The sequence below is a fragment of the Streptomyces spectabilis genome, from assembly GCF_008704795.1.
GTDB classification, from domain to species: Bacteria; Actinomycetota; Actinomycetes; order Streptomycetales; family Streptomycetaceae; genus Streptomyces; species Streptomyces spectabilis.
Map to the genome: position 1 here is coordinate 342,498 of NZ_CP023690.1, position 14,187 is coordinate 356,684.

The window sequence follows — 14,187 nt, forward strand, 5'->3', positions numbered from 1 at the left end:
ACAACTCACCAAGATCCTGTTACAAGCTCTGACGACGCGTTCGGCGATGGGTGTGGCTCCTCCCGAGGGACGGTCGAAGCCGGATCACCAGGCGCCGTGATGGGCCACATTCACCGCAAGAGCTGCCACGGACAGGAAAAAATACACGGCCCAGGCGGCTAGTTGACGGTCACGCACCCGCAGATGGGCGAAGAGCGCACCGAGGAAATACAGCACCAGGCCGACGGCTGCCACCGTTCCCAGCACCGGTACGACGATGCCGGCCATCAGGCCCAGCGCCCCCAATGCCAGCAATGTGCCCAGCGGACGTATCCAGGAATGGGACAGGCGCAAGCGATCGGCCTGGCTCTTGGGGTAGTCGTGGCCGATGAGGTTGGCGATGGCGGCCGAGCCGTTGGCAGCCGCAGCGACGAAGGTGATCGCGAGGTAGGCGGGAAGCATGATGTGCTCCTTACCCTCGGAACGAGAACACAGCTGGCGTATCCCTCCGTTCGCCGCAATCATCTATGTGCTGGTTGGTGGATGTGCCTGGCGGCAGCTGCTGTCCTGCTTGGGGGCTCGAAGTCGACTGCACACCGGCGGTTCCTGATCCGGGTCCAGAGCCGGCATCTGGGGCCGGTTGCACGAGGCCGTGCCCCAGCAGCCCGATGACGCTGGCCTCATCGACCATGGACTCCGAGGTTCCTCCCTCAGCTGAAGAGGAGCGCGTCGGCGAGGGGATGATCGTGCGCGAAGGAACCTTGACCGTGGAGCAGGTGCTGTGGAGCCGTGCACAGGCGCCCACGCTTCCTGATCAGGTCACCATGGACCTCGCGGGCTGGGCCTTCAAGGGCGAGACACGCAGGGAGTTCGCGGGGAAGGGCTCACCCCGGGTAGAGCCTGGCTGTACCTACGTCATGGCCTTGGCCCGCTATTCCCCCGATGAATGGGGGCCGCTGGGAAGCGATGCCACCCTCCCGTACGAGAACGGCACGATCGGCAAGGGGGAGAGTCAGGGACAGGCACTGTGGATGGTGTGGGTCACGTAGTCCAGAAAGCGCTGTGTCTCGCGCTCGGTGTCACCCCCTGCGGCCCTCGGGACGGAAACAGCACGGCCAGCGGGATCAGCCCGGTGCGATAGAAGTCCTGCCCAGCGTGGCCGGCGTAGGCGACGTCGGCGGCCCGGTCCCACACCTGTTCCTCCACCGGAACCGCGTCGTCGCCGCCCGCCCGCACCCATCCCACACGAAGGCTTGCCTGTCGACCGCGTAGACGCACCGCTCGGCGGTCTCACGGGCGGCGCAGCAGTTCAGCAAGTGTCGCGGTAGGGAACGTCGTGCAGATGAGTTGCCCAGTCGGTCCGTGACAGGCCCGATCCGGCTCGGCGGCACACTTGGGTGGCCAGGGTGGCGGGGTCGATGTCGTGCCGTTGGAGGGGCACATGCCGCCCGGTGGCGTACAGGGTGCGGCTGTCGGGGCTGAAGGCCAGTGAGGTGATGGTGTCACCGGCGGTGGGCAGAGAGGTGCCGAGCAGCTGGCTTGAGGGGACGTCCCAAAGGCGGATGGTCCCGGCGCCACCGGCGACGGCGAGCAAGCGGCCGTCGGCGGAGAAGGCCAAGGCCGTCAGCGTTTCGTGTCGGCCGCTCCTGGGGGTGTCGGAGAGGCCGGGCAGTACGCCGATCTGTTTGCGCACCTCTCCGTCCCACAGGGTGACGCCACCCATCACGTCACCCGCGGCCAGGTAGGTTCCGTCGGGGCTGAAGGCCAAGGTGGCCAGTTCGTCGGCGGCCAGCGCCTTCTTTGTCATGCGCCCCGAGGGCAGTTCCACCACGTCGCCGGCCTCGGAGATCAACTTGTTCCCGTCGTGCCGTGCTGTCAGCCGGCTGTCGGAGTCGGGGCCCGGGAGCGTCTTCAGCCGCCGTTTCGTCCTGATGTCCCAGAACTCCAGGGAATGGTCCATCAGCGTGCGGGACACGATCAAGGTGCGGCCGTCGGCGGAGAACGTCAGCCAGCTCAGCCCCTCAGCGGGTACGTTCAGGCGGGCGTGGGTGCGTCCCGTCCGGGTGTTCACGACGGTGATCCGCCCAGGCGGCGTGTCGGTCGGAGACGGCCCTTCCCAGAGGCGGACGTGGGCGGTGTAGCGGCTGTCCTGGCTGAAAACGATGTGGTCATGGCAGTACGTGGACTGCTTCGGGCAGGGTTCGCCGAGTGCCCGCCCGTGCGAGCCACGGCTGCTACCGCTGCGCACGTCGACCAGGTCGAGGGTCGGGGTGCTGCCGTGTTCACGGACAGCGGCCAGGGTGCGACCGTCCGGGCTCAACTGGGCGCTTTTTCGTGCCTTTTGCTGCCAGCTCTTGCTGGTCGACCGCCCCAGGCTGAGCGTACGGACAACGGTCCCGCCGCCGTTGACGTACCGGATGGTGCCTCTCGTCGTGTCGAGTGCCAGTTGGGTGGGCCGCTCGTTGGCCACCGGATAGCGGAACACAGGGGTGCCGGGTGACGAGAAGCGCCACAGAAGAATTTCGTTGTCAGCCACGGCAGCGACGAATTCGCCGTCCGCGCTGACGCGCAGGGCCTCGGGGGCGGGGGTCTTGATCCGGGCGAGTTGTCTGCCGGAGGCCAGGTCCCACAGTCGGATGCCGGTGGCCGTGGACAGGACCAGTTTGCGGCTGTCGGAGGTGAAGGCCGCCTGTCCTTCACCGCAGGTTGCCTTGATCTTCGTGGTGAGCCTGCGCCCGGTGCGGATGTCCCACAGCTCTGGTCTGCGTTGCTCCCGGCAGACGGCCAGGTGGCTGTCGTCCGGGCTCACGGCCATGTTCAGCAGGGGCGCCTTGCCACCGCGGTCGGTCAGGCGCAGGAGCATGCGGCGGCTGCGCACGTCCCACACCTGCGTCACGGCATCGCTTGCTGTCCCTTCAGCCACTCTCCCGCTCTCGTCGACGGCTACCACGCCGGCGGTGACGTCGTCGGCAATCACCAGGAGTTGTCCAGAAGGGCTGAAGTCCCAGGTCGACGGCGCTACGCCCGGCAGGGTGCCCATGGCCCGCCCGGCTCGGACGTCCCACAGGCGCACCCCGTCCTCGACGTTCATGGCCAGGGTGCGGCCGTCAGCGCTCAGAAGTCCTTCGTCCAGCGGTTCCTGTTTCCCGATGCCCCGATAGGTGTGGGTCGGACGGCCGGTCTCCATGTCCCACTCCCGGACCCGCCCGCTGTCGACGGAGAGGAGGCGGCGGCCGGACGCGGTCAGATGGTGGTTCGGCTCCGCGGTGCCGGGCGGGGGGATGCGGAACGCGTCCTTCTCCTTTTGCGTCATGGCCCCCAGGAGCGCGGCCCGTGTCTCCGTGGTGTCCGCGAGTTTCCAGGAGGCCACGCTCAGCTGCATGGCCTTGACGGGGTCGGAGGTACGCATGCTGGTGGCGACGGCGGCGATGCGGCGGGCCTGCGCCTCCTGGTGCTGGCGGCTGTTGACGCGGTTCTGCTGCCAGGCGGTGGCTCCGGCCACCAGGGCCAGGACGAGTACGGCGGCCAGGGCGGTACGCAGCCGACGGCGTCGGCGGTGTTCGCGGGTGTGGGCGATGCGACTGGCGGTCACGAACGAGCGCTCAAGGCTGGTGAGCTGGGCCGGATCGTCCAGGAGTTCCTCCGCCGCGGCCAGGCGGGTGCCGCGGTACAGGGCTCCTGGGTCCCGGGCCGACTCGCCCCAGGCACGGGCCGCTTCGGTCAGGCGGCGTTGGGTCCGAAGGCGTTCGCGTTCCTCCTCGATCCATCCCCGCAGCCTGGGCCATGCGGTGATGAGTGCTTCGTGTGCGAGGTCGACGGTGTCGTCATCCACGGTGATCAGTCGGGCAGCCGCGAGGTCGGTCAGGACGCGGGTGGGGGCGGCGCCGTCGGGGTCGGTGAGGTCCAGCTCCTCGCGGTCGACGGGGCGCCGTGTGTCCTGAGTGCCGTCACCGGGGGTGATCAGTCGCAGGAGGATGCGGCGCGCGTGCGCGGCTTGAGCCGCGGTCATCCGCGTGTACAGGTCCTCTGCGGTCTGGGCGATGGCGCCCCGGATGCCACCGGATTGTTCGTACGCCTCGACAGTCAGGGTGCGGCCGCGGCGGCGGCGCCAGGTTTCCAGCAAGGCGTGCGAGAGCAGGGGCAGGCTTCCGGGCTCGCCCTCGACCTCCGCGACGAGGCGGGCGGTCAGGGCGCGTTCCACGATCAGCCCCTCCGCCTGGGCGGGCTTGACGATCGCCGCGCGCAGCTCACCGCCGTTCATGGGCCCGACCGGCAGGCTCGATTCGCGTATGGCCGTGGCGAGTTCGGGGTGTGCCAGGCAGTGCGCGTAGAAGTCGGCGCGGACGCCGAGGACGACGTGCAACCGGCTGTGCGGCTCGGCGGCGGTCAGGAGCAGGTCCAAGAAGGCGGCTCGCTCCTGCGCGTCCTGGCAGACGGTGAAGACCTCTTCGAGCTGGTCGACGACCAGCCAGGTGTCGCCCTCGTCGGCGGACGGCACGCACGCCTTCGCGTGCGTGCGGGCCGGGGTCGCGCCCGGGGTGAGGATCCGAACGGCAGCCGGCCGCGCCTGGCCTTCGACCCCGCGCAGCCGCGGGATGAGCCCGGCCCGCAGCAGCGACGACTTGCCGCTGCCGGACGGCCCTACCACCACCATGAGGCGATGCTCGGCCGTCCGGGCCATCAGATGGTCGGTCAGCGCTTCACGCCCGAAGAACAGGTGCGCGTCACCGGCCTCGAAGCGCGCCAGGCCGCGGTAGGGCGCCGCGGAGTCGTCGCTGGACGGGTCGGGCACCTGAACGGCCTGCTCCCCGGCAGCGGTATGCCAGCGCTGCTCCCACTCCTGCTCATCGCCGCCGCACGCGCGGACGTACGCCAGGGCCAGCGGCAAGGACGGCAGCTTCTGCCCCGCCGCGGCCCGCGACAGCATCGCCGCGGAGAACCCCGCCTTGACAGACATGTCCCGGTACGGGATCCCGCCGGCCTCCTGGCGCAGCGCGCGCAACGCGAACGCAAAGCGCTGCACCGGCCCCGCCGAAGGATCAACCGGCTTCTCCTTGCGCCCCATCCTGGCCCCCCGACACCCAGACGATCATCAGCGACAGCCTACGAACGCCCCTCACGCGGCGGCAATCGGCGGCCCGGCCAGAGACTTCGCCCTTTCGGCCACAGCCTGGCTTGATTCACACCACGGAAGGGGGCTGTGCAACAACGCGACGGCCGCTGAACTCGATGTCGTACCGCCCACCACGGCCTGCCGGTCCGGCCGGGCCCCGGCCCTGCCGACCGCATGACACGTGGCGCCGGACGCGAGTCAGTACCAGCGCGACACGGCTTCGGGCTACGGAACGCCCCAACCACTGAGGAGACTTCGTGAATCGTGATCAGGGAACTGCTTCCTTCGCATGGCGCAAGCGCCTGGTGGGTGCCACGGCCACGGTGGCCGTGGCCGGCGGCACCCTCGTGGGCTTCGCCGGCGTGGCGAACGCAACGCCGCACACGCCGCCCCAGACCCGGGTGTCGGTGAGCCACGGCGCCCCTGCCACCGCCGATTCCTCGATGGCCTCCGGCTGGACCTTCTACCGGGCCTACTGGACCAAGAGGGCCTGCGTCCAGGAAGGCCTGGCGGGCGAGCGCAAGCGCTGGTGGAAGGACTCCGACTGCAAGTGGAAGCGGGGCACTGACGGCCGGATGAAGTGGTTCCTCTACGTCTACGACCGCGTGGCCGGCTAGGCACCCGGCTCGGGCTGCCCTCCCGCCATCGCTGGAGGGCAGCCCCAGGGCAGGTCCACGCCACTGCTCGGCCCGGCACTCCACGGCAGCCGGGCCGTCACGGCGTACGTCCGACGACACGAAGGAGCATCATGCTCTCCCGCACGGCGATCTCTTCGGCCCTGGCGGCGGCTGCCCTCGCAGCCGGGGCCCTCGTCTGCACCACGGCCAGCGCCGCCCCGGCGAGTGCCGACGTCAACTGCACGCCTCCGTACCACAACAACAACTCCACCGGCTGGGGGAAGCTCACCGGAACGTACAACCTGAAGAAGGCCCCCTACGCCTCCTGCGGAAACGTGAAGAACCTCCGCGGCGGCACAAAGCTGTACTTCCACTGCTACGTGGTCAACGCCTACGGCAACGAGTGGATCTACTCCCGTGTCGCGGGAACCGAGACGTACGGGTGGATGTCGTATGCCAACTTCGGCGAGAAGGGCGACGTCGCTCTCCTCCCCTGCGGCTCCTAGGCAGCGGCCCTTTGACGGCAGGCAGCGCCAGCCCGCGCCTGGGCAGTCAGGGGGAGCAACCGGCGCAGGGCGGATCCTCAAGGTCAACCGAGTGGTGGGCCATCCGTTCAGTGCTGCGAAACACCAGACGTCTGCCGGGATCCCCCGGTGGGCGTGCCGACCAGGAAGGACTTCATCCATGACACGACTCAAGCGGCACACCGCGGCCCTGGCCGCCGTGGGCAGCCTCGCCCTCGGGCTGAGCGCCCTGGCCGCAGCACCGACCCAGGCGGCCCCGCAGGCAGTGACCTGCTCGGGATGGGACTACGCCAACCTCGACCACGGCTCCGGCACGCTCACGCGTGGCGCCAACATGAAGGTGGGTCCCTACGCCGCCTGCGGCAACGTCAGGGGAATGGACACGGGCACCAAGGTCTACTACTGGTGCTACACCGTCAACGACTACGGCAACACCTGGACCTACGCGCGGATCGCCGGCACCGAGACCCACGGATGGATCTCCGACTCCCACCTGTCCGACGGAGGGGCCGACGCGGAGTGCCCACAGCGAGTCGACGCACCGCGGCTGCCCGCCGAACTGAACCGGGCTTGAACCGGCAGCGGCCAGCGGGGTAGCACGGGGTTCTACCCCGCTGAGTCCTGACCGGCCGGGTCGGGCTCGGCTCTCACGAAGCCGAGCCCGACGCGGTCTGCGCGTATTCCACAGAGAACGGCCTGCGACTCTCACAGAGAACGGCCTGCAAACGAACGCGGGCAGGCCAGGCCTTGAGCGCAAGGTCAGAAAGGAACGGCCAGTCCGGCCTCGCGCAGGCGGAGCAGGGCCCTGCCCATGCATTCCGCGACGGAGGCCCCGTCAGCCCGCATCCCCTCGGAGAGCGGCCCGCCGTGGGCGGCGAAGGTCCACGCGGGCCGCCCCTCCCGCAGGCGCTCGGCGTCGACCCGGAGCATCGCGTCTGCACCCTGCTCGCCGAGCCACTCCAGGATCAGTGGCGTCGCGTCCTCGACGCCACTGTCCAGATCCACCTTGGGCCACCTCCCCCTCGTGTCCGTCATGGTCACAACTCTACGCAGCGATGGGGCGGCCGGGCTGATCCTCAAAAGCGAGGCGGCACTGGGGCGCGGCGAGGGCGGCGACGGCCCACGGGGCGCCGGGGGGCGTGCCAGTCCCGCTCGGGCTCGGGGCTGAACGGCGCTTTTCCGTAGCGCCTGGCCCCGCGGCCCGGTACGGCGCTAGCCTCGGGGCTCATGATCGTATGGCTCAACGGCACCCACGGCGCTGGCAAGACGACCACCAGCAGGCTCGTGCAGGAACTGCTTCCGGATTCACGGGTGTTCGACGCCGAGAAGGTCGGTGAAACCCTCATGGACATCACACCGGGGCTGCCCGCAACGGACAACTTCCAGCACTGGCCGCCGTGGCGGCCGCTCGTCGTCGAGACCGCCCGCCACGTCCTCGCCTACACCGGCGGCACCCTGGTGATGCCCATGACCGTCCTGGTCGAGTCCTACTGGCGCGAGATCAGCACCGGCCTGGCCCGCCATGACATTCCCGTACGGCACTTCGTCCTCCACGCCGACCAGGACACCCTCCGCGCCCGCATCGCGGGCGACACCGTCCTCGGCCCCAACTCCCCCTTCCGCCTCGCCCATCTCGAGCCCTACGCCGAAGCCGCCCGCACCTGGCTCCACACCCGGGCCGAGGTCATCGACACCACCCACCTCACCCCCACCCAGACTGCCTGGCAGATCGCAGACGCCGTCAAGAACTGATGCACGCCTCACGACATGTGGACACAGCGCGCCGGTTCCCGCTCCGAGTGAGCGAGCCTGAGATGGTGAGCGGACTAACTGATCGTTTCAGAATGCGGTGCGGAGGTCTGAGGCGCGGCTGTCACTCGCCGACGCAACCGCGCAGCTCAGAGCGACCTCTCCACAACAGCAAGGTTGAGAACTCACACGAGGGCATGCGAGGACCTCGTCCGTGCGAGGGGGCATCATGGCAGGAAGCAGGCTGACGCGGCAGGACCGGCGACGTATCGCCGCAGGGCTGGTTGAGGGGTTGTCGTACTCCGAGATCGCCAAGCGACTGGAGCGGGTGACGTCGACCGTCACCCGGGAGGTGATGCGTAACGGCGGGCCCCGCGAGTACCGGGCGGACCGCGCGCACCACGCGGCAGGGCAGCGCGCCCGGCGGAGCACTCCGGCGAGACCCAAGAGGGCGCGGACGGCTGCTGTGGCCGACCATGGCTACGGCCGGGACGAGGCCGCAGTGCGTGCCTGCGAGCAGCGCCTCGTGGAACTCTTCGCCGCGATAGGCCTGCAGCAGATGACGTCCCGCGTGCTGGCCTTCATGTGCGTCACGGACTCCGGCAGCGTGACGGCCGCGGAACTCGCCCAACACCTGGCTGTCAGTCCGGCGTCCATCTCCAAGGCCGTCGGCCTGCTGGAACAACAGGAGATGATCCGGCGGGAACGGGCAGCAGGACAGCGCAACGACCGCTACATCGTCGGAGAAGACGTGCTGTACCAAGCCGTGGTGGGCAACTTCCGGCACAACACCGCCCTCGCGAAGACCGCCTACGACTGCGTCAGCGTCCTCGGCCCCGACACCCCGGCCGGCGCCCGGCTCGAGGGCCTGGGCCAACTCCTCGACCACCTCAGCCACTACCTCCTGCAGTGGATGGAGCTATGGCCACAAGTCCGCTCCACCCGGGAGGTCGTACAACCTGCCGTCGACAGCTGACATGCCGAAGCGCCACGGACACCCCTGTCTGAACTGTGTAGGCGGGGCCTCTCCTCGCAAAGGAGCCCAGCCAGAGCCGCCCCTGCGGCAGCGCAGCCTCAGGAGCAGAGCATGACACCCCTCAATCGGCACACCATGCCCGTAGTGGGAGGCGGACTTGCCGATGTCGACGATCACGAGGTGCCCGCGGGCCGGAGCACCCGGACATGAATGAGCGGCGAATGTAGGCGGAGGCTCACGCGCTGCGGGCGCGGGCTGCCAACAGGGCGGCCAGGATGCACGGCGCGAGCAGCAGTCCGAAGGCGGCACCGTAGCTGACGGCTTCGGTTGAGCCGATGCCCAAGCAAGAGTTGAAAAGGACCGAAGAGACGCACAACACTGTTGTCTGGCCCAGGTTCTGCGTGGTCTGCATCGCGCTGCTGGCATAGCCCAGTCGGCCGGGTGGACTGTGGGTGAGTGACAGCACGGTAAGGGAAGGGGCATACATGCCCATCCCGATGGCCGCGATGACCATGGCCGATGCGGCGGTGTACACGGGCGCCGCGGGAATCGTTCCGGTGACCGCGACCACGACCGCAGCTGCCTGCACGAGTGCTCCGGCCATGACCAGGCGGTGACGAGGGCAATGCCCCAGCAGACGGCCTTGCACCCAGGAGGAGCCGGCCCAGGCCACGGCGGCGCCGGTGAAGGCCAGGCCGATCACCAAAGGAGGCGCGCCCCGATCGGTGACCAGGAGCAAGGGCACGTAGGCCTCCAACGTGAAGAACACCCCTGAACCCAGGCCGCACAGAAGCACCGTGACGGGCAGGCCGCGCGCGGCACGCCAGGTGCCCGGAGGAAGCAACCGTGACGCGAACACCACCACCAGGGCGAAGTCGCCCGCTGCGAACAGCAGGTGGCCTATGCTCCGGCCCGAGACGCCGCACTGTCCCAACGCCGCAACCAGGCTTACCGCTGTCGCGACCATCAGCGCCGGCCGCGGCGGCCGACGGTCCGGCGGGGCGGCGAGCGTGGCCGCCCAGGAAGGTCTGCGCAACACGGCCACCACCGCACACGCGGGCAGCACGGTGAGCGCGGCCAGGCCCAAGAAGACCGCGCGCCAGGACCACCACTCGGCCACAAGTCCCGCCACCGGGGGGCCGATCAGCGACGGGACGATCCAGCAGGCGCTCATCAAGGCCAGCGCTCGCGGCCGCAGCTGGTCCGGGTACGCCTGGCCAATGGCGGTGTTGATCGACACCGCGACCATCCCGCCCGCCAGCCCGTCCAGGTAACGTCCGGCTTTCAGCTGCCAGACCGACGTATTGGCGCCCGAGACCAGCAGGGTGACCACAGCTAGCGCCATACCTGCCGCCAGCGGACGCTGCGGCCCGACACGGTCTGCCCAATGGCCTCCCAGTACTCCGCCGAGCAGACTCGCGGCCACGAAGCATCCCGCCAGCGGGTAGAGCGACACCCCATCCAAGTCCCGTGCGGCCGTCGGCAGCGTGGGTACCACTGCCAGCGCGGCTAGCCCGGTCAGGAACATTACCGCGGCGAAACACGATGTGGCGGCACGGTACGGAGAACAATCCCCCGGCTGTTTGGGACTGCGCAGGCCCACCTGATACGAGATCCCCGCCGCGGCGTACTCGTCCAGCAGCCGGTCGAAGACCTTCTTGGCGGTGTGCCGCCGTTGCGACGGCGCGTCCGGATCCTTGCGGAACATCTCGTCGATCAGCGGCTTGTAAGCCTCCAGCCTGGTTGGATGCGGGGACAGCTTCTTGCGCGGCTCGATCCAGACCAAATCCAGGGCCTTGTGGAACGTCTGCCAGGTCACCCGTACTTGGGCTGTAGCGACTCAGGCTCTGGTCCACTTCGTGTGGTCGCGTACGCAGTGTCACCGTTGGCCTCTTCGTGATGGGCTCGAAGTTCCTCCGCTGCCACTTGCGTCACGTTTCCGGGTGCCTTGGTCGGCAAAGCTTTGCTGAGAAGTTCTTTCACCAGCATGCGTTTTGCCTCCGAGTAGGCTGTCCGACCCTCGCGGTCGGCGGCGGACTGCAGTGCCACCCACTTCTTGAACTGGCTGTATCGCCGTGCCTGATCGGGATGATGGCGTAGGTAATCGCGCAACAGAATGTGATCCAGGTAAGGCTTTGACTCCGAAACAACGGCATACAGGTGATGAGGGCGAGCGTTCAGCGGGGCTTGGAATGCTTCTCGCCCCGCGACTCCCAGATCTCCATGTCGGTAGCCTGCAGCGGCCAGCCGGGTGACCGGCACTGCCATGGTGGATGGCTCGGTGACCACGATGTCGAGATCAATGATCGGTTTGGCTGCACATCCGGGTGCGGCCGTACTCCCGACGTGCTCGATGGACAGCGCCAGGTCCGCAACACGGGAGGCGAGTTGATCACGCAGCAGGGTGAACTCAGCTGCCCATTGTGGGTCGTATTCGCTGACCGAGATCACGATACTCATGGCCCCACGATCCCATGTGAGGGTTCGCCGGTGTCGCTCACGTGCAGAGCGGCCGGTCGTTGCCGACTGTGGTCATGACACCAGCAGTACTCGTTTGCGGAGGAGTTCGAATCCTGCGCGGCCGAACATCTGACGCTTGAGCATCTTGATCCGGTTGACGTGGCCCTCCACGACGCCGGAGTTCCAGGAAAGGGTGAGACCGGCGGTGTCGGCGGGCGCCTGCCCGGTCTGCGAACTTGCCCGCTGCCAGAAAGCCATGGGAAAACCGCAGGTAAGAGCCACATATCCCCGGCAAGCCGCCCGTCCTGCAGTCGCCCGAGCTCGACCCGGATGACTGCGTCGGTCACCTCGACCGACTCCACCAACACGCCCTCAATCTGGGAGAACAGCAGCTCATCCAGCTGCGACAGCACGTCCTTCACGCCGACGACTGTCGACCACACACCATCCAGCTTGGCGAATTCCCGCGAACTCACCCGCCATCACAAGGAATCAACAGCCATCGTGCGTACGCGACCACACGAAGTGGACCAGAGCCACGACTCACCGACAGAGCCAGACCACGGAAGCCGCAGCAACCTGCGGCTGTGGGACGTGGCCACACTGCGTGCGACGGCCACCTTCTCCGAACGCGCTCCCGCCCTCTTCGCAGCTGCCTTCTTCCCGGACGGCAGGACCCTCGCCGCCGCCGGAGCCGTTGCACCATCCGCCTTGGAACACCGACACGGACCGCACCGCCAAGGGCATTCGCGCCCTGGCCCGCACCTGGCAAAGGACTCGCCCTGCCGCTGAGCCTCGCGGCAGGGGCCGCCCTGGTCGTGGGAGTGTAAATCTAACGGCGGATCCGACGATCATGGGAGAGACGTCAAGTGACTGACAACGCCGTGGAGTTGGAGACCGTGGAACCTGTCGAGAGTGTCCCGCCTGGGCAGCCTGCTCCCGTGTCGGATGAGCAACTGGTTGCGATGCTGGTGGAACGGGCCCGGTCGGAGGGACCGCAGCTGACCGGGCAGGGCGGACTGCTGCAGCAGCTGACCAAGCGGGTCCTGGAATCTGCCCTGGAAGGTGAGATCACTGATCACCTCGGCTATGAACGCCACGATGCTGTCGGCCGGGGCAGCGGCAACTCCCGCAACGGGAGCCGGGCCAAGACCGTGCTGACCGACGTCGGGCCGGTGGAAGTGAAGGTGCCCCGCGATACTGCGGGCAGCTTCGAGCCGCAGATCGTCAAGAAGCGACAGCGACGCCTGACCGGCATCGACGAGATGGTGCTCTCCTTGTCCGCGAAGGGCCTCACGCACGGAGAGATATCGGCTCATCTCGCCGAGGTGTACGGCGCCGAGGTGTCCAAGCAGACCGTCTCCACTATCACCGACCAAGTGATGGAGGGCATGGCCGAATGGCAGAACCGGCCGCTCGACCGCGTCTACCCGGTCCTGTTCGTGGACGCCATCAACGTCAAGATCAGAGATGGGAAGGTCGCGAACCGTCCCATCTACGTGGTGATGGCGGTGACGGTGGACGGCACCCGCGACATCCTCGGCATCTGGGCCGGCGACGGCGGCGAGGGAGCCAAGTACTGGCTGCACGTGTTCACCGAGCTGAAGAACCGCGGCCTGGACGACGTGCTGATGCTGGTCTGCGACGGGCTCAAAGGCCTTCCCGAGGCCGTGGAAACCGTCTGGCCACGCACGATCGTCCAGACGTGCGTCGTTCACCTGCTGCGCAATTCGTTCCGATACGCCGCCCGCCAGGACTGGGACAAGGTCGCAGGGGCCCTCAAACCCGTCTACACCGCACCCAGCGAGGACGCCGCGACGGAGCGGTTCCTGGAGTTCCAGGAATCTTGGGGCCGGAAGTACCCGGCGATCGTGAAGCTGTGGTCGGACGCCTGGGCAGAGTTCGTGCCCTTCCTCGCCTTCGACATCGAGATCCGCAAGGTCATCTGCAGCACGAACGCGATCGAGAGCGTCAACGCACGCATCCGCAGGTCCGTCCGCGCCCGCGGACACTTCCCCAACGAGGCCGCCGCCCTCAAGTGCATCTACATGGCCCTGATGAGCCTGGACCCGACCGGCAAGGGCCGCAAGCGGTGGACCATGCGCTGGAAAGCACCCCTGAACGCGTTCCAGATCGCCTTCGAGGGTCGCCTGACCCCGAGCAACAACTGACCACTCAACAACCAAGATCAGCCGATAAATTGACACACCCCTGGTCGTCAGGCGGTGGGAGCGTCGGCCACGTGGCGTTCGCCGCCGTTGCGCTGCTGCCAGAAGCGGTAGACCGCGGTGGCGTCCTCGCGTGCGTCGTGGCGCATCGGCAGGCGGCGCTCGGTGTGGTCCTTGGCGAACTCGTCGTAGAAGGTGTCGAGTTCGAAGTACTTGCGGTCGTCCACGTAGTGCGGTTCGTAGGCGTCGCGGGTGGTGAGGAAGACGACCTCGTCCGGAGAGCAGTAGTACAGCGAGCCCAGACACATCGGGCAGGGGTGGGCCAGGACGTAGATGGTGGTGCCGGTCAGGTGCTCGGTGCCCAGCTTCGTGCACGCCTCGCGGATGGCGAGGATCTCGGCGTGGGCGGTGGGGTCGCTGGTCTGGGCGACCAGGTTCGGGGACTCGGCGAGGATGTCGCCGTCCTTGACGATGACGGTCGCGAAGGGGCGGCCGCCCTCGACGACGTTCTGCCGGGCGATGTCGATGGTGCGCTGTGCGAAGTCCATGGGGAGCCTCCAGGGCGGGGGGGGCGGGCCGGGGTCCCGGGCCCGCCCCGGGT

General features: G+C 68.2%; 14 protein-coding genes and 1 pseudogene. 8 read left to right on the forward strand and 7 right to left on the reverse strand.

Annotated features, from left to right (window positions below; all coding sequences use genetic code 11):
- Window positions 1-84 precede the first annotated feature (84 nt).
- Complete coding sequence (locus tag CP982_RS01315; RefSeq protein ID WP_150508743.1) at window positions 85-441, reverse strand: DoxX family protein; 357 nt, start codon at window positions 439-441, stop codon at window positions 85-87.
- A gap of 49 nt (window positions 442-490) precedes the next feature.
- On the opposite strand from CP982_RS01315, the pseudogene CP982_RS42070 reads away from it, so the two are divergent.
- Both CP982_RS42070 and CP982_RS01325 read left to right on the forward strand, forming a co-directional pair.
- Window positions 491-667: pseudogene (locus CP982_RS42070) on the forward strand (transposase); the annotation flags it as partial.
- Window position 668: 1 nt separating this feature from the next.
- Window positions 669-1,028: a hypothetical protein gene (locus CP982_RS01325; protein ID WP_150508744.1), complete on the forward strand. Its 360-nt coding sequence runs from the start codon at window positions 669-671 to the stop codon at window positions 1,026-1,028.
- A 260-nt stretch (window positions 1,029-1,288) separates the two neighbouring features.
- On the opposite strand, the gene CP982_RS01335 is transcribed toward CP982_RS01325, so the two are convergent.
- Complete coding sequence (locus tag CP982_RS01335) at window positions 1,289-4,936, reverse strand: WD40 repeat domain-containing protein (RefSeq protein ID WP_229879382.1); 3,648 nt, start codon at window positions 4,934-4,936, stop codon at window positions 1,289-1,291.
- Between the two features lie 413 nt (window positions 4,937-5,349).
- On the opposite strand from CP982_RS01335, the gene CP982_RS01340 reads away from it, so the two are divergent.
- The 3 genes from CP982_RS01340 (at window position 5,350) to CP982_RS01350 (ending at window position 6,807) form a co-directional block, all read left to right on the forward strand.
- Window positions 5,350-5,709, forward strand: coding sequence for a hypothetical protein (locus CP982_RS01340; protein WP_150508746.1), 360 nt, complete (start codon window positions 5,350-5,352; stop codon window positions 5,707-5,709).
- A 131-nt stretch (window positions 5,710-5,840) separates the two neighbouring features.
- Window positions 5,841-6,215 (forward strand): hypothetical protein, encoded by a 375-nt coding sequence (locus tag CP982_RS01345; protein WP_150508747.1) that lies wholly within the window; start codon window positions 5,841-5,843, stop codon window positions 6,213-6,215.
- A gap of 178 nt (window positions 6,216-6,393) precedes the next feature.
- Window positions 6,394-6,807, forward strand: a complete 414-nt coding sequence (locus CP982_RS01350) for a hypothetical protein (protein ID WP_150508748.1) — start codon at window positions 6,394-6,396, stop codon at window positions 6,805-6,807.
- A 185-nt stretch (window positions 6,808-6,992) separates the two neighbouring features.
- On the opposite strand, the gene CP982_RS01355 is transcribed toward CP982_RS01350, so the two are convergent.
- Entirely contained in the window at window positions 6,993-7,268 is a 276-nt protein-coding gene (locus CP982_RS01355) for a hypothetical protein (protein ID WP_150508749.1), read from the reverse strand.
- Between the two features lie 192 nt (window positions 7,269-7,460).
- On the opposite strand from CP982_RS01355, the gene CP982_RS01360 reads away from it, so the two are divergent.
- Both CP982_RS01360 and CP982_RS01365 read left to right on the forward strand, forming a co-directional pair.
- Window positions 7,461-7,985 (forward strand): AAA family ATPase, encoded by a 525-nt coding sequence (locus CP982_RS01360; protein WP_150508750.1) that lies wholly within the window; start codon window positions 7,461-7,463, stop codon window positions 7,983-7,985.
- 226 nt (window positions 7,986-8,211) lie between these two features.
- Window positions 8,212-8,958 (forward strand): GbsR/MarR family transcriptional regulator, encoded by a 747-nt coding sequence (locus CP982_RS01365; protein WP_150508751.1) that lies wholly within the window; start codon window positions 8,212-8,214, stop codon window positions 8,956-8,958.
- 235 nt (window positions 8,959-9,193) lie between these two features.
- Here CP982_RS01365 and CP982_RS01370 read toward each other — a convergent pair whose 3' ends face one another.
- The 3 genes from CP982_RS01370 to CP982_RS01380 form a co-directional block, all read right to left on the reverse strand.
- Window positions 9,194-10,486, reverse strand: coding sequence for an MFS transporter (locus tag CP982_RS01370; protein ID WP_229879414.1), 1,293 nt, complete (start codon window positions 10,484-10,486; stop codon window positions 9,194-9,196).
- A 287-nt stretch (window positions 10,487-10,773) separates the two neighbouring features.
- Window positions 10,774-11,418, reverse strand: coding sequence for a GrpB family protein (locus tag CP982_RS01375; RefSeq protein ID WP_150508752.1), 645 nt, complete (start codon window positions 11,416-11,418; stop codon window positions 10,774-10,776).
- Between the two features lie 72 nt (window positions 11,419-11,490).
- Window positions 11,491-11,676: a hypothetical protein gene (locus CP982_RS01380; RefSeq protein ID WP_221516006.1), complete on the reverse strand. Its 186-nt coding sequence runs from the start codon at window positions 11,674-11,676 to the stop codon at window positions 11,491-11,493.
- 707 nt (window positions 11,677-12,383) lie between these two features.
- Here CP982_RS01380 and CP982_RS01385 point away from each other — a divergent pair.
- Window positions 12,384-13,589 carry an IS256 family transposase gene (locus tag CP982_RS01385; RefSeq protein ID WP_229879412.1) on the forward strand — a complete coding sequence of 402 codons (1,206 nt, stop codon included), beginning with the start codon at window positions 12,384-12,386 and terminating at the stop codon, window positions 13,587-13,589.
- Window positions 13,590-13,636: 47 nt separating this feature from the next.
- Here the strand turns inward: CP982_RS01385 and CP982_RS01390 are convergent, their stop codons facing one another.
- Window positions 13,637-14,134: a nucleoside deaminase gene (locus CP982_RS01390; protein ID WP_150508754.1), complete on the reverse strand. Its 498-nt coding sequence runs from the start codon at window positions 14,132-14,134 to the stop codon at window positions 13,637-13,639.
- Between the last annotated feature and the right edge of the window lie 53 nt (window positions 14,135-14,187).